This is a genomic window from Streptomyces oceani, assembly GCF_001751245.1.
GTDB lineage: Bacteria > Actinomycetota > Actinomycetes > Streptomycetales > Streptomycetaceae > Streptomyces > Streptomyces oceani.
Window position 1 is genome coordinate 534,683 of record NZ_LJGU01000127.1, and the last position, 20,667, is coordinate 555,349.

Sequence of the window (20,667 nt, forward strand, 5' to 3'; positions counted from 1 at the left end):
GAGCCATACCCGCGGGTCGCCGCCCTCCCCGGGGCGCGCCCCCATGCCCTGAGCGCCTCGCCCGTCCGTGGGTCGCCAGCCCTCGTACGTACGCCGCCGGTTGACCGGATGACCGAACGGGTCTGCCGGTCGGCCGCCGGGTCAGCCAGACTGTCCCCGCCCACCCCTCGTCGGGGTCCCGGGCCGGGCCCGCCCGCGGCCCCGGCCACGGTGCCCGGCCGGGCCGGCACGGAACACCACCGCGCGTGTGAACCTCCAGGAGGATGCGTTGTCCGATCTCGCCACTCTGACCGCGACCCAGTTGCTCGCCGGATATGCCGCCGGGGACTTCACCCCGCTCGACGCCACCCGTGCCGCGCTCGCCCGCGCCGAGGCCGCGCAGCCCGTGCTGAACGCCTTCGTCCGGATCAACCACGAGGAAGCCCTCCAGCAGGCCGAGGCCAGCACCGAGCGGTGGCACCGTGGCGCGCCCGAGGGACTGCTGGACGGCGTGCCGGTCACGGTGAAGGACATCCTGCTGCAGCGTGGCGTGCCCACGCTCAAGGGCTCCTGGTCCGTGGCGGAGCAACAGGACTGGCGTGAGGACGCCCCCTCGGTCGCACGGGTGCGCGAGCACGGCGCGGTGCTGCTGGCCCGTACGACCACCCCGGAGTTCGGCTGGAAGGGCGTCACCGACAGCCCACGGCACGGAGCGACGGGCAATCCGTACGATCCAGCGCGCACCTCGGGCGGCTCCAGCGGGGGTGGCGCGGCGGCCGTCGCGGTCGGCGCCGGACCGCTCAGCCTGGGCACCGACGCGGGCGGCTCGGTGCGCATCCCCGCGTCGTTCAGCGGGATCTTCGCGTTGAAGCCGACCTACGGGCGCGTGCCGATGTATCCGGCCAGTGCCTTCGGCACCCTGGCACACGTGGGACCGATGTCCCGGGACGCGGCGGACAGCGCGCTGCTGCTCGATGTGATCTCCGGAGCGGACGCGCGGGACTGGTCCCAACTCGGCCCGGTGCGTGGCAGCTTCCGGGACGGGCTGGACGAGGGGGTGGCGGGGCTGCGGGTGGCGTACTCGCCCACTCTCGGCGGACAGGTGGACGTGGCGCCGCAGGTTGCCGCCTCGGTGCGCCGCGCGGTGGACCGTCTCACGGCCCTCGGGGCCCGAGTGGAGGAGGTCGATCCGGATCTGCCGGACCCGGTCGAGGCGTTCCACACGCTGTGGTTCAGCGGAGCGGCCAGGATCACCGAGGACTTCACCGCCGAGCAGCGGGAGTCGATGGACCCGAGGCTGCGTGCCGTGTGCGAGGAGGGCGCGCGGGCCAGCGCGCTGGACTATCTGGCCGCGGTGGACGTGCGGATGGCCCTCGGCAAGCGGATGGGCGACTTCCACCAGACGTACGACCTGTTGGTGACCCCGACCATGCCGCTGACCGCCTTCGAGAAGGGCCTCGAGGTGCCGGCCGGCTCCGCACCGCCGCGCTGGACGAGTTGGACACCCTTCACGTACCCGTTCAACCTCACCCAGCAGCCCGCCTGTTCGTTGCCCTGTGGAGTGGACTCCGACGGCCTGCCGATCGGCGTCCAGTTGGTCGGCGCCCGGCACGCGGACGCCCTCGTCCTGCGGGCGGCGCACGCGCTCTACGGGGCGGGCGCCGCCGACATCCCCGACCCGCCGGAGCTTACGCTCGCCGGTAGTTGAGGGTTTCGCCGATCGCGCCGGCGCGCCAGAGGTCCTGGCAGGCGTCGGCCATCCGGTCCAGGCCGTCCACGACGGTGCCCCAGACGATGCCGGGCACCCAGCCGGCGTCGCCGTTGATCAGCAGGTTGTTGCGTTCGTAGAAGAGCGCCAGGTCGACCACCGTCTTACGGCCCTGGTGCGCGGCCTCGGTCTCGTAGCCGTACGAGGCCGTGGCCAACTGCGTCTCAGTGAAGGTGAAATAGCACAGATCCCCCGGAATGGGCGTGATGGTGGGATTCTCCAGAGGCGGCTCCTCCGGTGCGAACGGCGGGACCAGGGCGTAGATCTCGTTCCGGGCGTACTTCGCGTGATAGACGTCGCCGCCAAGCGGCAGCGCGTCCCACACGGCCGCGCAGGTGACCGGCGCGCGGTCGTCCAGCAGCTTCGCGGTGCAACTCACGCCACGCTTGTCCAGGGACACTTCGATGAATCGGTCCGGCATCATGCCTCCCAGGGCTGGTCGCCTACGTGTCACGCGCTCCGGCACACGACGCACGGTGCCGTACGCAAGGCGCGGCCGGACGATGTCCGACCCCGGGACGCCTTCCACCGCCGAAGCGCTTTACGGACTCTCGGCCAGCACCGACGGCCGCCCGCGAGTCCGTTCTCCCATGCGGCGGCCAGCGTATTGCATCACGCGCGGCCACACGCTGAACTGCTCGTCGATCAGCGGATTTCCGGGAGCCGTTGGCCCAGGAACGAGAGGAGCGGAAGCCGGCCGCTCGCGCTGGGGGCGCGGCATTCTTCGCTGTCGGTGACGCCCGAACAACAATGCGCTCGCACACGAACGGAACGTGTCAGTCCACACCTGCGGGATGCCAAATGTGCCGAGTTGGACATAGGCGCGCTTGTCCGGATGGATTGCGGAAGGTTTCCTCGCCCGAGATCGGTGGTCAATACCGTGACGACTGGATCAAGTGCTAGAAACGACCCGCATAACTCCGTCCGGTCTGGGTAGCCGCGCGGCTATGGCTCCACCACTGAGGGCGAGTACGCCATTCAACGGAAGAGGAATCAGTCGCCGCTCGCTGTTCGCGGGTGCGGCGGCGCTGGGTGCGTTCGGTGTCGTCGGATGCAGCAGGGCGCCGGAGGAGGGAAAGGTAGAGGGGGGCGATCTCCTGGAGCGGCTTCGAGATAAGGGAACCGTCCGCGTCGGCATCGCCAGTGAGCCTCCGTTCGGCTACATCAACGACGAGGGTGAGGCGACCGGAGAAGCTCCGGAGATCGCCAAGGTCATCTTCAAGCGTCTCGGGATCTCCGAAGTGAAGGCGATTCCCGTGGAGTTCGGTGCGCTCATCCCCGGGCTCAAGGCACAGCAGTTCGATGTGGTATCCGCGGGAATGTACATCAACCCGACGCGGTGCGCACAGGTGCTCTTCGCCGATCCGGAATACATCATGAAGGACGCCTTCATCGTGAAGAAGGGCAATCCGCATGGCATCAAGACATACAAGGACGTGAAGAAGAAGGGTCTGCGGATCGGTTCCGGCGAGGCGTACGCGGAAATCGCCTACGCCGAGTCGTACGGCCTGGACGTGAAGATCTACCCAGACCAGGTCGCCGGTCTGAGCGCGGTGAAAACCGGCCGGATCGACGCCTTCGCGGGCACCAACGTCACGGTCGAGACCGTGGTGAAGGGCAAGGCGGCGGTCGACGCCACCGAGGCGTTCCAGCCCATCGTGGACGGCGAACCGGCCTACGGGGCCGGAGGCTTCGCGTTCCGACTCTCCGAGAAGAACTTCCGTGACGAGTTCAACAAGGAGCTGCACAAGCTCAAGCGGAACAACTACGAAGAGTTGCTGGAAATCGTGAAGCCCTTCGGGTTCGGCATGACGGAGATGACCGACATGACGGCGAAGGAGCTGTGCGGCTGATGATGACATCAGGCATGTTCTGGACGTGGTTCCTTCCGGGAATCTGGGTCACCATCCAGGTGACCATCTACAGCGCGGCGCTCGCCGCCGCCGTCGCCTTCATCGTCGGCCCTCTGCGGACCTCCAGGTTCTGGATCGTGCGCTTCCTCGCCGGCACCTACTTCGAGATCTTCCGCGGCACCTCGGCTCTGGTGCTGATGTTCTGGATGTTCTTCGCCCTGCCGCTCTTCGGCTGGCAGCTCGTGCCGATGTGGGCCGGCGTGAGTGCCCTGGGCCTCACCTACGGGGCGTACGGCTCGGAGATCGTGCGCGGCGCGCTCGCCGCGGTGGATCCGGCACAACGCGAGGCCGGCATCGCCCTGAGCTTCACCCGGTTCCAGCGGCTGCGCCGGATCGAACTCCCGCAGGCCTGGCCGGAGATGATCCCGCCGTTCAACAACCTGCTGATCGAACTGCTGAAGGGCACGGCCCTGGTCTCGGTCATCACGGTGGCCGACATGACCTTCGCCGGAAACCTCGTACGGCTGGGCAGCAACGAGAGCGCCCCCATCTACACCCTGCTGCTGGTGCTCTACTTCGTCATCGCCTTCGTCCTCACCCGCGGCATGCGGGTCGTCGAACGGCACGCCAAGGCCAACATCGGCCAGGCGCCGGAGAAGCAGCCCGGCTTCCTGAGCCGCAAGCTCAGCGCACGCGGTGAGAGCGCGCAGGCCGGCACCCAGTCCGCGGGAGGTATCGGATGAACAGCTGGGATTGGTCGAACGTCGACACCTTCATGCCCCGGTTCTGGGACGGACTGCTGGTCACCCTGCAGGCCCTGGTCCTGGGCACGCTCATCGCCTTCAGCCTCGGGCTGGTCTGGGCCATCGCCCAGCGCTCCGAGAACACGTGGATTCGCTGGCCGGTGACCGCGGTCACCGAGTTCATCCGGAACACGCCCCTGCTGGTGCAGCTCTTCTTCCTGTTCTACGTGCTCCCCGAGTGGGGCCCGGCGATGAGCCCGCTGACCACCGGCATCATCGGCCTGGGGCTGCACTACTCGACGTACACCGCCGAGGTGTACCGCGCGGGCATCAACGGCGTGCCGATCGGCCAGTGGGAGGCCGCCACGGCCCTCAACCTGCCGAAAACGCGCACCTGGACGGCGGTCATCCTGCCGCAGGCCATCCGCCGGGTGGTGCCCGCCCTGGGCAACTACGTCGTGTCGATGCTCAAGGACTCGCCGATGATCGCGGTCATCGGCGCCTTCGAGATGCTCGGCGAGGCCCAGGCCTACAGCAACGAGACCTTCACCACCGAGGCCATCACCATCGTCGGGGTCGCCTTCATCTGCATCGCCTACCCGGCTTCTCTTCTGATCCGAGTCCTGGAGCGTCGTCTTGTCCAGTGAGAACAGCCTCTCGAAAGAGGACCAGAACCCCGCTGTCGACGGCAGCGAACTCATCCGGTTCGACTCCGTGACCAAGCGCTTCGGCAGCAACGTCGTCCTGGACGAGATGGACTTCACCGTCTCCTCCGGGAAGCACGTCACCCTGATCGGGCCGTCCGGCTCCGGCAAGACGACCATCCTGCGGCTACTGATGACGCTGCTGAAACCGGACGATGGCACCATCAAGGTGGCCGGCGACTACCTCACGCACGAGGAGCGCGGCGGCCAGCTCGTCCCCGCCAGTGAGAACCACGTGCGCGAGGTGCGCAAGAAGATCGGGATGATCTTCCAGCAGTTCAACCTCTTCCCCAACATGCGGGTGCTGCGGAACGTCACCGAGGCCCCGGTGCACGTGCTCGGCGTGCCCAAGGAGCAGGCCGAGGAGCGGGCCCTGGAACTCCTGGAGATGGTCGGGCTCAGCGAGCACGTCAACAAGTATCCGACCCAGCTCTCCGGCGGCCAGCAGCAACGGGTCGCGATCGCCCGCGCGTTGGCCATGAAGCCGCAGGTGCTGCTGATGGACGAGGTCACCTCTGCCCTGGACCCGGAGCTGGTGGCGGGCGTGCTCGACGTCCTCCGGGACATCGCGCACACCACGGACATCACGATGCTGTGCGTCACGCACGAGATGAACTTCGCCCGGGACATCTCGGACGACGTGCTGATGTTCGACGCGGGTCGGGTGATCGAGTCCGGCGCCCCGGAGAAGATCTTCTCCGATCCGGAACACGAGCGGACCCGCGAGTTCCTCAGCGCCGTGCTGTGAGTACGAGCCGCCCGCGGCGCTGAGCCGCCGGGGGCGCCACCGGAACACCCGGGACACCCTGGGCGTACGGAATCGGGAGCCCTGCCGTACGCCCGCACCGGTCCCTCGTGGCCCGGTCACCCACGAACGGGTGACCGGGCCACATCCGTCAGTGGCATATGCCGATGAGGCCAACACCCGGCCACCGGACCCCGCCTGACCGCTATGGTGAGAAGCGAGCACGTGTGACCCACGGGTCACGAGGCAGCGGGTCACGACGAAACGGTCACAACCTCCAGGGGGACACCGTGGCGCTCAAGCCGGAATCCACGGCGCCGTTCCACTCGGTGCGGTACGCACTGCGCGCACTCGAGGCGGTCGCCGGACACCGGGACGGCGTGTCCGAGGCACGGCTCGCCCAGGTCACCGAACTACCGCCCGGACAGCTGTCCAGGCTGCTGCTGATGCTGCGCCGGGAGGGCTACGTGACGCAGCTGGCCGACGGCAGCTACACGGTGGGCGAGACACTCCTGCTGCTGGGCAGCAGCGGCGACCGCGATCGGGCGCTGCGGGAGCGGCTCGATCACACCCTGGCCGAGCTGCGGGACACCCTGGGCGCCGCCGTCTATCTCAGCCGGTACACGGACGGCGAGATGGAGGTCATGCACTATTCGGACAGCCCCAGCACACCCGTGGTGAACGAGTGGGTGGACTTCCGTTCCGCCGTGCACGCCACCGCGATCGGCAAGTGCCTGCTCGGCCAGCTGGACCACGACGGCCGCAAGGACCACCTCACCCGGCACCGTACGGCCCGGCTCACCTCGCGCACGATCACGGACGAGCGCCTCCTGCTGAACTCCCTGGACCAGCAGCCGGCCACGGTGCCGGTGCTGGACCTCCAGGAGTACGCCGTCGGCACGGTCTGCGCGGCCGTCCCGGTCACCGCGGGCTCCGCCGTGGGCTGTCTGGCGCTGTCCCTCCCGTTGGAGGCGGCGCACCGGCTGCGGAGCGCCGCCGAGACGCTCAACCAGCAGGCCGCGCCCGTGATGCTCTCGCTGGCGATCTGACGAGGCACGCCGCCGCTCCCGCCGGTACGCACCCGCGCCGGGCCGGTACCGGTGGCTGGTACGGCTGGACGGTACGGCTGGCTGGTGGTCGGGAGCACTCCTCACCGGCCGGTAGCATGGAGGGGCAGCGGGCGCCGCTAGCTCAGTTGGTTAGAGCAACTGACTCTTAATCAGTGGGTCCGGGGTTCGAGTCCCTGGCGGCGCACCGAGACGGAAGGCCCTCGCGTGGGTTCACGCGAGGGCCTTCCGTACGCACGCGCCCGTACCTCCGCGTGCCGCCGCGAGCGCGGGCTCAGTCCGGGACGATGCTCTGGACGAAGGTGTGCCGGGTGACGGTGCTGGCCTTCAGCCCGGGGAAGTTCTGCACCCGTTCCCACTCGTCTGTGGGCGAGCCGCCGTCGCCCGGTCCGGCCAACCACTCGACGTGCGCCTGCTCACTCTCCCACTCCGCGTAGTTGAGGACGCGGGTCCCGTCCGTACTGACGTGGAACTGCGCTCAGATACCGCCAGGATGCGGCTTCGGGTCGCTGTCCAGTGCCGTGTACACGGCATCCACCCAGGCGCGCTGGCGCTCCGCGTCGGAGTCCACGAACTCCACCTCGACGGTGACGATACAACCGGCATGGCGTGCCGGGTCGTTCGCCGACTCCGGGGCGCCGCCCCGGTAACGGGTGTAGAGGCCCAGCCCCAGCCGTTCGGCCTCCGGCACCGCGGCGAAGATCTCCTCAAGGCGCTCGTCCCGCTGGTCTCGCTGGAAGTCGCGCAGCGCCCGCTCGTCGGCCCACTGTGAGTAGTGCATCAGGGTCCGGCCGTCGTTGCTGGCGTAGAGGTTGTACGAGCGCAGGTCGGGCGTCGGCCAGGGCCGCGAGCGCCAGGCCCGCGCGATGGCCTCGAGCGTCGCGGACTGCCGCTCCGGACTGCCCACGTGCCAGCGACTGAAGGCCGCGAGGCCCACGTCCGTACGGTTCGGGCGGGGCAGGGTGTGCACAACGGCGGTCATGAGGACTCCTTGAGGAGACGGTCTCTGCTGTCGCCCCTCATCCTGCTTCTTCAAGTCTGGTTGAAGTCAACGGTCGTCGAGTGACCGGTGCCGCGCGAGCACGGCTCGTGCCGCGAGGTGCCGTGCCGGGCGCCTCGCCGATGCGGCCTTCCCCCGCCTGCCGCGGACCCCCGGGACCATCGGCCACCGGGGGTCCGGACCGCTCAGAACTCCACGTCGGCGCAGGAGTAGAAGGCGTTACCGGTGTCGTCGACGTTCCACACCGCGAAGATGAGGTGGCGTCCCGACTTGTCCGGAAGGGTGCCCGTGTGGCTCTCCTCGGGCTGAGGCCGCTCGCCGTTCATGGGCACCGTCAGGAAGGGCTTCGCCTCCAGGTCGGCGCGAGTGAGCTTGCTGCTCGGGTCCCAGCCGTCCTTGGTGACGTAGTACTGGTAGTCGGTGGTCGAGTGCATGGCGGTGTTGGTCCAGGTGAAGGTGTGCTCCGCGCCCGCGGTCAGCTTGGTGGTCGGCCACTCGCCGTTCCGGGGGTCGTCCAGCTCGGCAAAGCCCTCGTTGCCGCCGGCGCACAGCAGGCCGTCCTTCGGCCCCGCGGCCGGGAAGCCCTTGGGGCCCTCGACGCTCTGCGGTTCGTGCTGGATGGCCCCGCAGCCGCTCACGGTGCCGTCGGCACAGTAAGCCTGGCGGCTCGTCGGCGAGGAGGCGTAGCCGTGTGCCTGGGCGGTGCCGGTGGTGGCGAGGATGCTCGCCCCGGCGACTCCGAGCACGGCCAGCGTGGTGCTGATTCTCTTCCGCATTCCTGCTCCAGGTGAGAGTGGGGGTGTCAGCGCGCGAAACATGAAGACAGCCCGGCCGGTTGGACCAGGCTGGCCAGTTGGTCCAGACCAGTTACGAAGCTAGCTCGCCACTCTGGTCATGTCCAGACCAATGACGAACCGACAGGCGACCGTGCCGGCACGCCGCTCACCACGCAGCCCGGACGGCTGAATCCGCACCGCCAGACGGGCCGTACACGGCCGCACTTCCGCGAACCGCCTCCACATATCGACAACACTTCCCGCACAACCATGAATCCAGAACAACCCAAAACCGGGTCAAACCTCCCTGTGCACCCTTGCGATCACGCCCTTTCCCGGAGACCGTGCCGTAGAGTTGGCACGTCCCGACGAGATGCGGGAGCAGCGGCAGCACCCCACACATGCACAGCGAGTCGGCACGGCATGGAACCAGGCCCGGTGTTCTCTCGTCTCGGCGGGTATCGGCGTGGAACACCGTCGTTCCACTGCCGAGGGGGAGACGGCGTGGGTGAGAGCGAGACGCGTGTAGCACGCGTGGGGGGATGAAGCATGACCTCGATGCCCGACGGCACCGAACGGCCACCGGACGCCCAGGACCCGGCCCAGACCACACGGCTGCGAGTGCCTCGTGTCCAGCGCCAGGGCGGCGGGCCGTCGCTCGGTCGTGGGCTACGCTGGCCGCGCAAGGCTCTGCCTCGCTACGACTACGAGCACTACAGCCGACTCGCCGGGCCGCTCAGCCAGCCCGAGCCGAACAAGCCCTATCGGGTGGCGTACCGAAGCCTGCTCGCCGACGAACCGCACCGGTTCCGCGCGGCGTTCCTCCTCTGCCTGGCCCCCCTGCTCTCCGCCGGCCTGTTGATCTGGCTGATGCAGCCGCAGCACTGGACCGAGCGGGACAGCGGCGAGGTCTCCGACCTGGTGCTGAAGCTCGACATCGTGATGCTGGTCGCCATCGGCCTGATCGAGCTGTTCCGCACGATGAACGTCATCTCCAACTCGCACGCCACGCTGGTCGCCAGGGACCCGATCCCGGTGGTGCCGGAGGCCGACACCAAGGTGGCCTTCCTCACCTCGTTCGTCCCCGGCAAGGAACCGATCGAGATGGTCACCAAGACCCTCGAGGCGGCCGTACGCATCCGGCACCGCGGTCTGCTGCACGTCTGGCTGTTGGACGAGGGCGACGACCCGGAGGTGAAGGAGGTCTGCCGCCGGCTGGGCGTGCACCACTTCAGCCGTAAGGGCGTGCCGCACTGGAACCAGTCGAAGGGCGCCTTCCGGGCCAAGACCAAGCACGGGAACTACAACTCCTGGCTGGACGCGCACGGCGACGACTACGACTACTTCGCCTCCGTCGACACCGACCACGTGCCGCTGCCCAACTACCTCGAGCGCATGCTCGGATATTTCCGGGACCCGGACGTCGGCTTCGTCATCGGCCCTCAGGTGTACGGGAACTACGACAACTTCGTCACCAAGGCGGCCGAGAGCCAGCAGTTCCTCTTCCACGCGCTGATCCAGCGCGCCGGCAACCGGTACGACGCGCCCATGTTCGTCGGCACCAGCAACGCCGTGCGCATCAAGGCGGTCAAGGGCATCGGCGGCCTGTACGACTCCATCACGGAGGACATGGCCACCGGCTTCGAGATGCACCGCGCGAAGAACCCGGTGACGGGGAAGAGGTGGCGTTCCGTCTACACCCCGGACGTGCTCGCCGTCGGCGAGGGGCCGAACGCCTGGACGGACTTCTTCACCCAGCAACTGCGCTGGTCCCGGGGTACCTACGAGACCATCTTCAAGCAGTACTGGCGCGGGATCTTCACCCTGGGTCCGGGCAAGCTCTTCAACTACACGATGTTGATGATCTTCTACCCGATCTCCGCGATGAACTGGATTCTCGCCGCTGTCAGCTGTGCCCTCTTCCTCGGACTCGGCGCCTCGGGCGTGCAGATCGACCCGACCGTCTGGATGATGCTGTACGGCAACGCGACTGCCCTGCAGATCGGCCTGTACGTCTGGAACCGCCGGCACAACGTCTCACCGCACGAGCCGGAGGGCTCCGGGGGGCTGGCCGGAATGCTGATGTCCGCCCTGTCCGCGCCGATCTACGCGCGCTCGCTCTTCGACACGGTGCTGCGACGTAAGAGCAAGTTCGTCGTCACCCCGAAGGGGGACTCGGCCAGCCCGGACACGCTCTTCGGGACCTTCCGGGTGCATCTGCTGTTCATCGTGATCTTCGGTGGCTCGCTGGGCGGGTCCTTCTATTTCGGCCACGATCACCCGGCGATGCTGACCTGGGCGACCCTCGCCATGCTCATCACCGCCGCGCCCATCATCGGCTGGCGCGTCACGCTCAGACACGAACGCAAGAAGCGCAAGCATGGCCGAAGCGGATCAGCGGGGGCAACGGGCCCACACCCGGACGTGGAGCGGCTCCAGGAGCTGGACGCCTCGAAGGAACCTGCCGGACCACCACCACAGCCCGGCACCGGCGCGCACCGCCCTAGCTGGTCCACCACCGCAGATTCGACCATGCACTCCGCATTTGGGGGACGCGAAAGATGAAGTACCGCCCGAGCCGTCGCACCCGCCGCCTGGCGATCGGTGCGGCGGCGGTTCTCGTGCTGGCGGGTTTCAATGGCCCGGCGTTGTACAACTTCGCCTCGGAGGAGTACCACGACTACAAGATCAACCAGCCCGAGTACAAGGCCGAGAACGGCCAGTGGGAGATCGTGGACATCCCCGAGGAGTTCCGGATCAACACGATCCACGCGGCTCTGCTACACACCGGCAAGGTGCTGCTGGTGGCCGGGTCCGGGAACGACGCCAAGATGTTCGACGCGGGCACGTTCCGTACGGTGTTGTGGGACCCGAAGAAGAACACCTTCAAGAACATCCCCACTCCGGCCGACCTCTTCTGTGCCGGCCACACCCAGCTCCCGGACGGCAAGCTGCTGGTCGCCGGCGGCACCCAGCGCTACGAGACCCTCGAGGGTGACGTGGAGAAGGCAGGCGGTCTGATGATCGTCTACAACGAGAATCCGGACAAGGCGAAGACCCTCAAGAAGGGCACCCGCTTCACCGGCAAGAAGAACGGCAAGACCTTCGTCGCGCAGAACAACATCCTGGTGCCGCGGGCGGAGAAGAAGATCGACCCGCAGACTGGCGAGGCCACCGTCACGCCGAGCAGTTCCCGGGTGTACGTCGAGGCGCCGAAGAAGGGCAAGAAGCACCAGACGGGTGCCCAGGACCAGTACCAGGTCAGCGGCCTGAAGGGCCAGGAGAAGGAGAACATCTACGGCATCGCGCAGAAGTTGTCCTTCGACAAGAAGGACTTCCAGGGCATCAAGGACGCCTACGAGTTCGACCCGGTGGCCGAGCGCTACATCACGGTCGACCCCATGGGCGAGGCACGCTGGTATCCGACCCTCACCACGCTCGAGGACGGATCGGTGCTGTCGGTCTCCGGGCTGGACGAGATCGGCCAGGTCGTGCCGGGCAAGAACGAGATCTACGATCCGCGGACGAAGAAGTGGGAGTACCTGCCCAAGACCCGCTTCTTCCCCACCTACCCGGCGCTCTTCCTGGCCCGGGAAGGCAAGATCTTCTACACCGGCTCGAACGCCGGCTACGGTCCCGCGAACAAGGGCCGTACCCCCGGGATCTGGGATCTCAGCACGAACGAGTTCACCAAGGTGCCCGGGATGAGCGACCCGGACATCCTGGAGACCTCCATGTCGGTGCTGCTCCCCCCGGCCCAGGAGCAGAAGTACATGGTGCTCGGTGGCGGCGGCATCGGCGAGAGTCGCAAGTCGACGAACAAGACCCGCATCGTGGACCTCAACGACAAGAACCCGCGGTTCAAGGACGGCCCCGAGCTGTACGCCGACGCCCGCTACCCGACCAGCGTCATCCTGCCCAACGACAAGGTGCTGACCACCAACGGCTCGGACGACTACCGCGGACGCAGCGACAGCAACATCCTCAAGGCCAGCATGTATGACCCGGAGAAGCGGGAGTTCGAGGATGTCGCGGACCCGCTGGTGGGCCGCAACTACCACTCCGGCGGCCTGCTGCTGCCGGACGGCAGGGTCATGACCTTCGGCTCCGACTCGTTGTACGCCGACGAGGCCAACACCAAGCCCGGCGAGTTCGAGCAGCGCATCGAGATCTACACGCCGCCGTACCTCCACCAGGACGGCGAGCGGCCGCAGCTGAAGGACACCGGGAAGACCCGGGAGACGGTGAAGCTGGGTGGCAAGGCGAAGTTCAGCTCCAAGGACGCGAAGTCCATCGAGAAGATGCGACTGATCCGCCCCGGTTCCTTCACCCACGTCACCAACGTCGAACAGCGCTCCATCGCGCTGGACTACAAGACGACGAAGGACGGAGACATCACGGTCACCCTCCCGGACGACCCCTCGCTGGTCCCCCCGGGCTGGTACATGGTCAACGCCGTGGACGACAAGGGCGTCCCGTCCAAGGCCGCGTGGGTGAAGGTCCCGGTCGATCCCTCGGCGGATAAGCACCAGACCACGGAGGAGCCGCCAGCGGTCCAGCCCGGCGCCTGAGTGTGCGGTGCGCGCCCGCCCCGGGCGCGTACCGCCACCGTCAGTGCCCCCGAGCCCCGGAGTGCTTACCGGGTTCGGGGGCACTGACGCGCTGTTCGCCCGCTCTCGTACGTACGAGGAGCCGACCGCGTCCCCACGGGGCCGCGGTCCAGGGCGACTCGGCGGTCGGGTACGCCTTACCAGGCGGCGTTACGCGCCAGCTCCAGGGCGTACTCCGGATACCAGGCGCCCGCCTTCGGTCCGCCCTTGCACTCGCCGTCCGACTCCCCCGGGCGCTTGATCCAGAGGAAGGCGTCCACGGACTTCTCGCCGGTCTTGCTCGTCGGCTTCTCTCCCAGCCCGCGCCCGGGCGGGTTGCACCAGGACTCCTCGCCGGTGCCCTTCGCCGGGCCCTTGCCGTTCCGGCTGGTGTCGATCACGAACGATTTGTTGCCCACCATCGCGGAGAGCTTGCGGCCGTAGGCGATGTTCGACTCGGTGGACTGGTAGTTGGAGACGTTCAGCGCGAAACCGTCCGCCTTGCCGATGCCCGCGCGGTTCAGCGGCTCGACCAGGCCCCCGGGATCGCGAACCCAGTCCGGGTTGCCGGCGTCCAGGTACACCTTCGTGTTCGGCATCGAGCTGAGCTTGCCCACGGTCTCGTTGAGCAGGGTGTAGCGCTCGTCGTGGAACTGCTGGGGGGTGCAGCCCTCCTGCAGGAGGTGCGGCAGCGAGTCCGGTTCGACGATGAACGTCGCCTCGCGGTCCCCGACGCCCTGGACGATCTTGTCGACCCAGGCACGGTACGCGTCCGCGCTCTCGGCCCCACCCTGGGAGTACTGCCCGCAGTCCCGGTGCGGCAGGTTGTAGAGCACCAGCAGCGCGCTGCGGTCGGCCTTCTCGGCGGCCTTGGTGATAGAGCGGGTCTCCTGCTCGGGCGTCTCCACCCCGATCCAGTCGGCGGTCGGCTGGTTCGCGATCTTCTCGATCAGCTTCGCCGACTTGTCGTCGCCCTGCTCGCGGTACTCCGCGACCTGCTTGGCCGCGCTACCCTTCGGGTTGACCCAGTACGGCGTGTTGTTCGACTGCGGGACTTCCTTGTCCCGGTCACCCTCGCCTCCTGAGGAGTCGTCTGAGGAGGACGAGAAGCACCCGGAGAGCACCATGATGGTGGTCACCATCGCGCCGCTCATCGTGAGACGGGCGCGTGCGGATCGGCGTGCGCGAACGGTGCTGGTGGTGCCGTGCATCCACTCCCCCTTGGAGACGACCTCGGGCCCGGACTTGACCATCGTTACACAGTCCGGCCCGCCGCCGGAAAACTTGTCGTTCACCTGTTACTCCGGTTGTCGGTGACCTTGGGGGCAGAAGTACGGCCATTCCCGAGTCTGTTGCGAAGTCCCCGCCCCGGTTACCGTACCGGGCCCGGGTGCCGAGGATCATGCCTGCCGAGTGCCGGTGAGGTACGCCGAGACCAGCACGTAGGAGGAGTACGCGTGCCGCCGCCGATCGTAGTCACCACCGGGCGAGACGAGCAGCAACTCGGCGCGTCCCTCCTCCTCGGCCGCCGACCGGTATCGCCGGGCGTCGAACCGCGCACGTCGCACCACCTCCGTGGACTCGACCATGAACTCGGTGACCACGCCGTCGGAGCCGGTGACCTCGACCGCCGTGCCGGGCCGCGCCCTGCTCAACGGGAAGAACACGGCGTGCCGCCGTGCGGTGTCCACCCGGCCCGCCAACATCGCCACGCCACGCGCCCCGGGGACCGTACCGCCGCGCCGCCAGCTCACCTCGTCCGCGTCGGGGGGCGGCCTGGGCGGACTGGCGTCCTCCGCCCCGGCTTTCCCGGGCACGACGGGAGCGCGCACTCCGAGCGCGTCGATCGCCAACCGTACGGGGCGGGTCGAGGAGTTCACCGGGTCGTGCGCGTACGGCATCGGCCGGTCGTCGGCCGACCGGTCGTCGGCCGACGCCGCGGTCGCCGGTGATCCGGTCGCCGGTGAGCGGACGGACTCGCCGCGGCCCGCACCGCTGAACGAGGTGATTTCCCACCCCCACAACCACAGCGTCAACAACACCACCGCCCATACCAGGCCGGTGACCAGCCACCGGCGCTCCCGCGACCCCGGGTCGCGCCCAAACCGCTCAGCTGCCACGGCGTCGGCCGGCCGCCGCGGCGAAGAGGACCGCGCCCAGGGCGAGGGTCAACCCCGCCTCGCCCGCCACCCCGTCGCGCTGCCGCCGCTGGTCCGTGCGGGGTGCGGGGCTGTGCTGGCCGGCTGGCGTGGCGTGGACGAGGTCCGCCGCCAGCGTGCCGGCCTCCGCGCCCGGCACCGTTGCCCAGGCCCCCGGCCCGGTGCGCTGCCCCGCGTGCCCCGACCCCGCTACCTGCGCCGCCTGGGCCGCCTGGGCCGGCAGCGCGCACATCCCCAGCAGGACCGAGACCGCGCAGGCGCACCCGACGGCCCGCGTCGCGCGCCTGAGGGGGCCGCGGGCCGGTTCCACGGCGCGGGAGGAGGGCCGTACGACATGCTGCTGTGCTGGACGGGACATGGGTACCTCCGGGTCGCTCCACCGAAGATCCCGCAGGCGCTCCGCCCCACGGAGCGGGACAGCCCGGAATGCTCCATTCGGCCCGTCCGCGCGACCCGGACGGCTGACCATCGGCGACGGGCCACCGGCGACGCGCTGACCAACCGGCCCGAACACCCCACTCCCTGACCGACCTACACCCGGTCGACCAGGTCAGCGATGGAGTCCACCACCGTCGAGGGACGGAAGGGATGCCGGTCGACCTCCTCGGGCCGGGTGAGCCCGGTCAGCACGAGGAAGGTCTCCATGCCGGCCTCGAGTCCGGCGAGCACGTCGGTGTCCATCCGGTCCCCGATCATGGCGCTGGTCTCGGAGTGCGCTCCGATGGCGTTCAGTCCGGCGCGCATCATCAACGGGTTCGGCTTGCCGACGAAGTACGGCTCGCGCCCCGTCGCCTTGGTGATCAGCGCGGCCACCGACCCGGTCGCCGGCAGCGCGCCCTCGGTCGACGGACCGGTCTCGTCCGGGTTGGTGGCGATGAACCGGGAGCCGTTGTTGATCAGCCGGATGGCCTTCGTCAGCGCCTCGAAGCTGTACGTGCGCGTCTCGCCCAGCACCACGTAGTCCGGCGCGTGGTCGGTCAGCACATACCCGATGTCGTGCAGCGCCGTCGTCAGGCCGGCCTCGCCGATGACGTACGCGGTGCCGCCCGGGCGCTGCTCGTCCAGGAACTGGGCGGTGGCCAGCGCGGAGGTCCAGATGTTCTCCAGGGGGACCTCGATGCCCATCCTGGCCAGCCGCGCGTGCAGGTCCCGGGGGGTGTACATGGAGTTGTTGGTCAGCACGAGGAAGGGTCGGGCGGACTCCCGCAGACGCTGGATGAATGCCTCCGCACCGGGGACCGGAACCCCCTCGTGCATCAGCACACCGTCCATGTCGGTGAGCCAGGACTCGATCGGCTTGCGCTCTGCCACGTGACGGCTCCTGACGCGTGTGGTGGTGACGAATCCGTTCCGGCGTGGGAACGTCCCGGCCCCGCGGTCCGCGACGTTCCCCGTTCAGCGTAGCCGGGCGTGCGGACAGCGCATCCACGGCTGCTCCGCTCGGCGTTGGGACGCGTACGGGCGCGGGCGTCGTACGGAGCGCCGGCGCGGGAGTCGGCCGAACGGGCCCGAGTGGGCCCGAGCGCGCGCCATGCCGTGTGCGAGAGTGGGCGCATGCACGCAGCGCCCAATGACCTGCGGGTCGGGTTGATCGGCTACGGCCTGGCTGGTTCCGTCTTCCACGCTCCCCTGATCGCGGCCACCGACGGCCTGACCCTCGACGCGGTGGTGACCTCCAGTCCGCACCGGCAGGAACAGGCCCGCGCCGAACACGGCCCGCGGCTCCGTACGCTGGCCAGCGCGAACGAACTCTGGGCGCGCGGCAGCGACCGGCCGGACCTGGTCGTCCTCGCCTCACCGAACCGTACGCACGTCCCGCTGGCCCGGCAGGCGCTGACCGCGGGCGTCCCGGTCGTCGTCGACAAGCCGCTGGCCGGCACCGCGGCCGAGGCGGCGGAGCTGGACGCGCTGGCCACCGACCGGGGGCTGCTGCTCTCCGTCTTCCAGAACCGCCGCTGGGACAACGACTTCCGTACCCTTCGGGCGCTCCTCGAACAGCGGGCCCTCGGCCGGGTGCTGCGCTTCGAGTCGCGTTTCGAGCGCTGGCGCCCGCAACCCAGGGGCGGCTGGCGCGAGTCGGGAGATCCGGCGGAGATCGGCGGGCTGCTCTACGACCTGGGCAGTCACCTGGTCGACCAGGCGTTGACGTTGTTCGGACCGGCGGAGTCGGTCTACGCGGAGTCGGACGTGCGGCGTACGGCCGCCGAGGCGGACGACGACACGTTCCTCGCGGTCACCCATCGCGGCGGGGTGCGCTCGCACCTGTGGATGAGCGCGACCGCGGCACAACTCGGCCCGCGCTTCCGGGTGCTGGGCAGCCGGGCGGCGTACGTGAAGCACGGGCTGGACCCGCAGGAGGCGGCCCTGCGGGCGGGCTCCCGCCCCGGACACGACGACGCGCCCTGGGGCGTGGAGCCGGAGTCCGCCTGGGGCACGCTCGGGACGCTGGAGGGCACCGAGCAGGTGCCCACCCTTCCCGGGGCCTATCCGGACTACTACGCCGGGATCGCGCGGGCGCTGCGCGAGGGTACGCCGCCGCCGGTCACCGCCGCCCAGGCGACGGCCGCGCTCCGGGTGATCGAGGGCGCGCGCCGCTCCGCCCGGGAGGGCCGGACGGTGCGACTGGCCCTCGGCGACGGCGGGTCGGACCGACCGGACCAGCCCGACCAACTGGCCCAGCCGGACCAGCCAGGTCAGGCGGCGCGTAGCTCCTGACGCTGCCGGCCGAGCCCGTCGATCTCCAGTTCCACGACGTCCCCGGCTCGCAGGTAGGGCTTCGGCTCGGGATGTCCCATCGCGACGCCGGCGGGCGTCCCGGTGTTGATGACGTCTCCGGGATAGAGGGTCATGAACCAGCTGAGGTAGCGCACCACCTCGGCCACCGGGAATATCTGCTCGGCCGTGCTGCCGTCCTGGCGCAGCGTGCCGTTGACCCACAGCCGGAGCCCGAGCGTCTGCGGGTCCGCGATCTCGTCCGGGGTGACCAGCCAGGGACCGAGGGGGTTGAAGGTCTCGCAGTTCTTCCCCTTGTCCCACTGGCCACCGCGCTCCAGTTGGAACTCACGCTCCGAGACGTCGTGCGCGACGGCGTAGCCGCCGACCGCGGCCAGCGCCTCTTCGTCCGTCTCCAATCGACGGCTGGTACGCCCGATCACGACGGCCAACTCCACCTCCCAGTCCGTACGCACGCTGCCGCGCGGCACGAGCACCGGGTCGTGGGGGCCGACCACCGTGTCCGGCGCCTTCATGAAGAGGATGGGCTCCGTAGGGATCGGAGCGCCGGTCTCCCGGGCGTGGTCGTGGTAGTTCAGGCCGATGCAGACGATCTTGCCGATCCGGGCGAGTGGCGGCCCGAGGCGCGTGCCCGGCTCCACCACCGGCAGGTCACCGGCCGCCGCCCGGGAGGCCGTACGCGCCAGTGCGGCGTCGTCCGCGAGCAACGCGCCGTCGACGTCCGGCAGTATCCCGGACAGATCGCGCAACGTACCCGTTTCGTCGAGCAGTGCCGGGCGCTCCGTCCCCGTCGTTCCGACACGCAACAGCTTCACCATGAGTCTCCAAAGAGCTGGCCCGCGATCCCCGGTGGATCAGCGAGCGGCGTTCAGTGCGGTGCGTCGCAAGGCGAAGAGTCGTCCGCATACCGGGCGTACGTGGGCGACTCGACAACGCAGCGAGGTGCCGTGCTGAGCGACGCGAGCCCGCCGGGGACTGCGGGACAGCCCTACGGTCGTGGGCTCGAGTCGGTACACGATGGGGACGGCCATCGAGCCTGCGTCGATCGATGCTCCAGGCTCGGTGATGGACGCGCAACGGGGTGTTCAGGAAGTGGGACGGCCGCCACCGGGCGGCGAGCGACCGTCCGACCGGTTCGGCCGCGCCCTACCGGCTCGGCCGACTCCGGTCAGGCGCCGAGCAGTTGGGCCAGGGTGTGGATGGTCAGGCCCGCCAGCGCACCCACCACCGTGCCGTTGATCCGGATGAACTGGAGGTCACGGCCGATGTTCGCCTCGATCTTGCGGGAGGTCTGCTCGGCGTCCCAGCCCGCCACGGTGTCCGTGATCAGACCGGTGATCTCGTGCCGGTAGGTGGTCACCACATACACGGCCGCGCCCTCGAGCCAGGAGTCGACCTTGCCCCGCAACCGGGCATCGTGGGACATCCGGTGGCCCAGTGAGAGAAGGGACGTACGGGCACGCACCCGCAGTTCGCTGCGCTCGTCCTCGGCCGCCGCCACGATCATGGCGCGCACCGAGGACCAGGCGGAGTCGATCAGCTCCTGCACCTCGGCCCGGCCCAACACCTCCCGCTTGAGCCGCTCGACGCGCTCCCGGGTCGCCGGGTCCGCGCGCAGGTCCTGTGCGAAGTCAGCGAGGAAGCGGTCCACCGCGCCGCGCGCCGGGTGGTCCGGCATGTCCCGCATCTCGGTGGCGAACCGCAGGAGTTCCCGGTACACCCGGTCGCCGACCTTCCGGTCCACGAAGCGCGGGGTCCAGCCCGGGGCCCCTCCGCTGACGGCCTCCATCACCGAGTCGCCGTGTGTCTCCAGCCACTCGCAGGCTCGTACGCACACGAGGTCCACGAGCCGACGGTGCCCGCCGTCGGCGACGATCTTCTCCAACATGGTGCCCAGTCCCGGTGCGATCTCCTGGGAGTTGGCGCGCCGGGTGATCGCCTCGCCCACCACGGCCTGCACGTCGGAGTCCCGCAGTACGGTCAAGGCACCGCGCAACGCGGTCGCCAGCTCGTCGGTCACCCGGTCCGCGTGTTCCGGCTCGGCCAGCCAGGCGCCCAGTCGGCTGCCGATGCCCACGCGCCGCAACCGCTCGCGTACGACCTGGCTGGACAGGAAGTTGTCACCGACGAAGTCGCCGAGGCTGCGGCCCAGTTGGTCCTTCTTCGTCGGGATGATCGCCGTGTGCGGGATGGGCAGCCCGAGTGGTCGCCGGAAGAGCGCGGTGACCGCGAACCAGTCAGCGAGCGCGCCGACCATCCCCGCCTCGGCCGCCGCGGCCACGTACCCGGCCCAGGAGCCGGCGCCGGCGTGCTCCGCCCAGGTGGCCAGCGTGAAGATCACGGCCATCGCCACCAACGCGGCGGTCGCGATGGACTTCATACGGCGAACGCCGCGCTGCTTGGCCTCATCGGCGGCGGTGAACGCCCCGGGGCCGCGTGTGAATGCGGTCACAGCACCTCCGCCCCCGGAGGCGATTTCGCCCGAATATTTCTGTTTCATCCTGCTCCACCTGGTCGACCCGCCTCTGCACATTGTCCCTGTAGGTCCCTG

The 20,667-nt window shown here is 69.3% G+C and carries 19 protein-coding genes and 1 tRNA gene; 10 read left to right on the top strand and 10 right to left on the bottom strand.

The window, feature by feature from the left end; genetic code table 11:
- The first annotated feature begins 268 nt into the window (after positions 1-268).
- Positions 269-1,687, top strand: a complete 1,419-nt coding sequence (locus AN216_RS15500) for an amidase (protein WP_070197333.1) — start codon at positions 269-271, stop codon at positions 1,685-1,687.
- On the opposite strand, the gene AN216_RS15505 is transcribed toward AN216_RS15500, so the two are convergent.
- On the bottom strand, positions 1,668-2,168 hold the full coding sequence (locus AN216_RS15505; RefSeq protein WP_070197332.1) for a DUF3830 family protein: 501 nt from the start codon (positions 2,166-2,168) through the stop codon (positions 1,668-1,670). The two genes, AN216_RS15500 and AN216_RS15505, sit on opposite strands and share 20 nt — an antisense overlap.
- 526 nt (positions 2,169-2,694) lie before the next feature.
- Between AN216_RS15505 and ehuB the strand changes: the two genes are divergently transcribed.
- From ehuB to AN216_RS15535, 6 genes are all read left to right on the top strand, one after another.
- Positions 2,695-3,600 (top strand): ectoine/hydroxyectoine ABC transporter substrate-binding protein EhuB, encoded by a 906-nt coding sequence (gene ehuB, locus AN216_RS15510; RefSeq protein ID WP_070197231.1) that lies wholly within the window; start codon positions 2,695-2,697, stop codon positions 3,598-3,600.
- Positions 3,600-4,343: an ectoine/hydroxyectoine ABC transporter permease subunit EhuC gene (gene ehuC, locus AN216_RS15515; RefSeq protein ID WP_070197334.1), complete on the top strand. Its 744-nt coding sequence runs from the start codon at positions 3,600-3,602 to the stop codon at positions 4,341-4,343. The genes ehuB and ehuC overlap by 1 nt, the downstream gene beginning before the upstream one ends.
- Positions 4,340-4,990: an ectoine/hydroxyectoine ABC transporter permease subunit EhuD gene (ehuD, locus tag AN216_RS15520; protein ID WP_070197232.1), complete on the top strand. Its 651-nt coding sequence runs from the start codon at positions 4,340-4,342 to the stop codon at positions 4,988-4,990. The genes ehuC and ehuD overlap by 4 nt, the downstream gene beginning before the upstream one ends.
- Positions 4,980-5,795 carry an ectoine/hydroxyectoine ABC transporter ATP-binding protein EhuA gene (ehuA, locus tag AN216_RS15525; RefSeq protein WP_070197233.1) on the top strand — a complete coding sequence of 272 codons (816 nt, stop codon included), beginning with the start codon at positions 4,980-4,982 and terminating at the stop codon, positions 5,793-5,795. The genes ehuD and ehuA overlap by 11 nt, the downstream gene beginning before the upstream one ends.
- 287 nt (positions 5,796-6,082) lie before the next feature.
- On the top strand, positions 6,083-6,841 hold the full coding sequence (locus AN216_RS15530) for an IclR family transcriptional regulator (protein ID WP_070197234.1): 759 nt from the start codon (positions 6,083-6,085) through the stop codon (positions 6,839-6,841).
- 131 nt (positions 6,842-6,972) lie between these two features.
- Positions 6,973-7,046 (top strand) — tRNA-Lys (locus AN216_RS15535).
- An 87-nt stretch (positions 7,047-7,133) separates the two neighbouring features.
- On the opposite strand, the gene AN216_RS30875 is transcribed toward AN216_RS15535, so the two are convergent.
- The 3 genes from AN216_RS30875 to AN216_RS15545 all read right to left on the bottom strand — a co-directional run bounded on the left by AN216_RS30875 (position 7,134) and on the right by AN216_RS15545 (position 8,635).
- Entirely contained in the window at positions 7,134-7,256 is a 123-nt protein-coding gene (locus AN216_RS30875; protein WP_338059250.1) for a hypothetical protein, read from the bottom strand.
- 81 nt (positions 7,257-7,337) lie between these two features.
- Positions 7,338-7,841 (bottom strand): antibiotic biosynthesis monooxygenase, encoded by a 504-nt coding sequence (locus tag AN216_RS15540; protein ID WP_338059251.1) that lies wholly within the window; start codon positions 7,839-7,841, stop codon positions 7,338-7,340.
- A gap of 203 nt (positions 7,842-8,044) precedes the next feature.
- Positions 8,045-8,635 (bottom strand): lytic polysaccharide monooxygenase auxiliary activity family 9 protein, encoded by a 591-nt coding sequence (locus AN216_RS15545; RefSeq protein ID WP_070197235.1) that lies wholly within the window; start codon positions 8,633-8,635, stop codon positions 8,045-8,047.
- Between the two features lie 549 nt (positions 8,636-9,184).
- Here AN216_RS15545 and AN216_RS15550 point away from each other — a divergent pair.
- On the top strand, positions 9,185-11,200 hold the full coding sequence (locus AN216_RS15550; protein ID WP_070197236.1) for a glycosyltransferase family 2 protein: 2,016 nt from the start codon (positions 9,185-9,187) through the stop codon (positions 11,198-11,200).
- The gene (glxA, locus tag AN216_RS15555) at positions 11,197-13,206 is read left to right on the top strand and encodes a radical copper oxidase GlxA (RefSeq protein WP_070197237.1); all 2,010 of its coding nucleotides are present in this window, start codon (positions 11,197-11,199) and stop codon (positions 13,204-13,206) included. The genes AN216_RS15550 and glxA overlap by 4 nt, the downstream gene beginning before the upstream one ends.
- A 176-nt stretch (positions 13,207-13,382) precedes the next feature.
- Here the strand turns inward: glxA and AN216_RS15560 are convergent, their stop codons facing one another.
- The 4 genes from AN216_RS15560 to AN216_RS15575 form a co-directional block, all read right to left on the bottom strand.
- Positions 13,383-14,435, bottom strand: a complete 1,053-nt coding sequence (locus AN216_RS15560) for a glycoside hydrolase family 6 protein (RefSeq protein ID WP_070197335.1) — start codon at positions 14,433-14,435, stop codon at positions 13,383-13,385.
- A 189-nt stretch (positions 14,436-14,624) separates the two neighbouring features.
- Positions 14,625-15,344, bottom strand: a complete 720-nt coding sequence (locus AN216_RS15565) for a class F sortase (RefSeq protein WP_139140930.1) — start codon at positions 15,342-15,344, stop codon at positions 14,625-14,627.
- Positions 15,334-15,741 (bottom strand): hypothetical protein, encoded by a 408-nt coding sequence (locus AN216_RS15570; protein WP_070197238.1) that lies wholly within the window; start codon positions 15,739-15,741, stop codon positions 15,334-15,336. Before AN216_RS15570 ends, AN216_RS15565 begins: the two co-directional genes overlap by 11 nt.
- Before the next feature lie 173 nt (positions 15,742-15,914).
- Entirely contained in the window at positions 15,915-16,694 is a 780-nt protein-coding gene (locus tag AN216_RS15575; RefSeq protein ID WP_070197239.1) for an HAD-IIA family hydrolase, read from the bottom strand.
- Between the two features lie 243 nt (positions 16,695-16,937).
- On the opposite strand from AN216_RS15575, the gene AN216_RS15580 reads away from it, so the two are divergent.
- Positions 16,938-18,098 carry a Gfo/Idh/MocA family oxidoreductase gene (locus AN216_RS15580; RefSeq protein WP_079166617.1) on the top strand — a complete coding sequence of 387 codons (1,161 nt, stop codon included), beginning with the start codon at positions 16,938-16,940 and terminating at the stop codon, positions 18,096-18,098.
- Here the strand turns inward: AN216_RS15580 and AN216_RS15585 are convergent.
- Both AN216_RS15585 and AN216_RS15590 read right to left on the bottom strand, forming a co-directional pair.
- The gene (locus tag AN216_RS15585) at positions 18,077-18,931 is read right to left on the bottom strand and encodes a fumarylacetoacetate hydrolase family protein (RefSeq protein WP_070197337.1); all 855 of its coding nucleotides are present in this window, start codon (positions 18,929-18,931) and stop codon (positions 18,077-18,079) included. The two genes, AN216_RS15580 and AN216_RS15585, sit on opposite strands and share 22 nt — an antisense overlap.
- Before the next feature lie 353 nt (positions 18,932-19,284).
- Positions 19,285-20,616, bottom strand: coding sequence for a DUF445 domain-containing protein (locus AN216_RS15590; RefSeq protein ID WP_070197240.1), 1,332 nt, complete (start codon positions 20,614-20,616; stop codon positions 19,285-19,287).
- Positions 20,617-20,667: the final 51 nt, after the last annotated feature.

What these genes read in the sequence shown, in the direction of transcription:
- ehuD (WP_070197232.1), top strand. Translation starts at nt 4,340, where the DNA reads ATGAACAGCTGGGATTGGTCGAACGTCGACACCTTCATGCCCCGGTTC.
- AN216_RS15560 (WP_070197335.1), bottom strand. Translation starts at nt 14,435, where the DNA reads ATGCACGGCACCACCAGCACCGTTCGCGCACGCCGATCCGCACGCGCC.
- AN216_RS15550 (WP_070197236.1), top strand. Translation starts at nt 9,185, where the DNA reads ATGACCTCGATGCCCGACGGCACCGAACGGCCACCGGACGCCCAGGAC.
- AN216_RS15590 (WP_070197240.1), bottom strand. Translation starts at nt 20,616, where the DNA reads ATGAAACAGAAATATTCGGGCGAAATCGCCTCCGGGGGCGGAGGTGCT.
- AN216_RS15545 (WP_070197235.1), bottom strand. Translation starts at nt 8,635, where the DNA reads ATGCGGAAGAGAATCAGCACCACGCTGGCCGTGCTCGGAGTCGCCGGG.
- ehuB (WP_070197231.1), top strand. Translation starts at nt 2,695, where the DNA reads ATGGCTCCACCACTGAGGGCGAGTACGCCATTCAACGGAAGAGGAATC.
- AN216_RS15580 (WP_079166617.1), top strand. Translation starts at nt 16,938, where the DNA reads ATGCACGCAGCGCCCAATGACCTGCGGGTCGGGTTGATCGGCTACGGC.
- AN216_RS15570 (WP_070197238.1), bottom strand. Translation starts at nt 15,741, where the DNA reads ATGTCCCGTCCAGCACAGCAGCATGTCGTACGGCCCTCCTCCCGCGCC.
- ehuC (WP_070197334.1), top strand. Translation starts at nt 3,600, where the DNA reads ATGATGACATCAGGCATGTTCTGGACGTGGTTCCTTCCGGGAATCTGG.
- glxA (WP_070197237.1), top strand. Translation starts at nt 11,197, where the DNA reads ATGAAGTACCGCCCGAGCCGTCGCACCCGCCGCCTGGCGATCGGTGCG.
- AN216_RS15505 (WP_070197332.1), bottom strand. Translation starts at nt 2,168, where the DNA reads ATGCCGGACCGATTCATCGAAGTGTCCCTGGACAAGCGTGGCGTGAGT.
- AN216_RS15540 (WP_338059251.1), bottom strand. Translation starts at nt 7,841, where the DNA reads ATGACCGCCGTTGTGCACACCCTGCCCCGCCCGAACCGTACGGACGTG.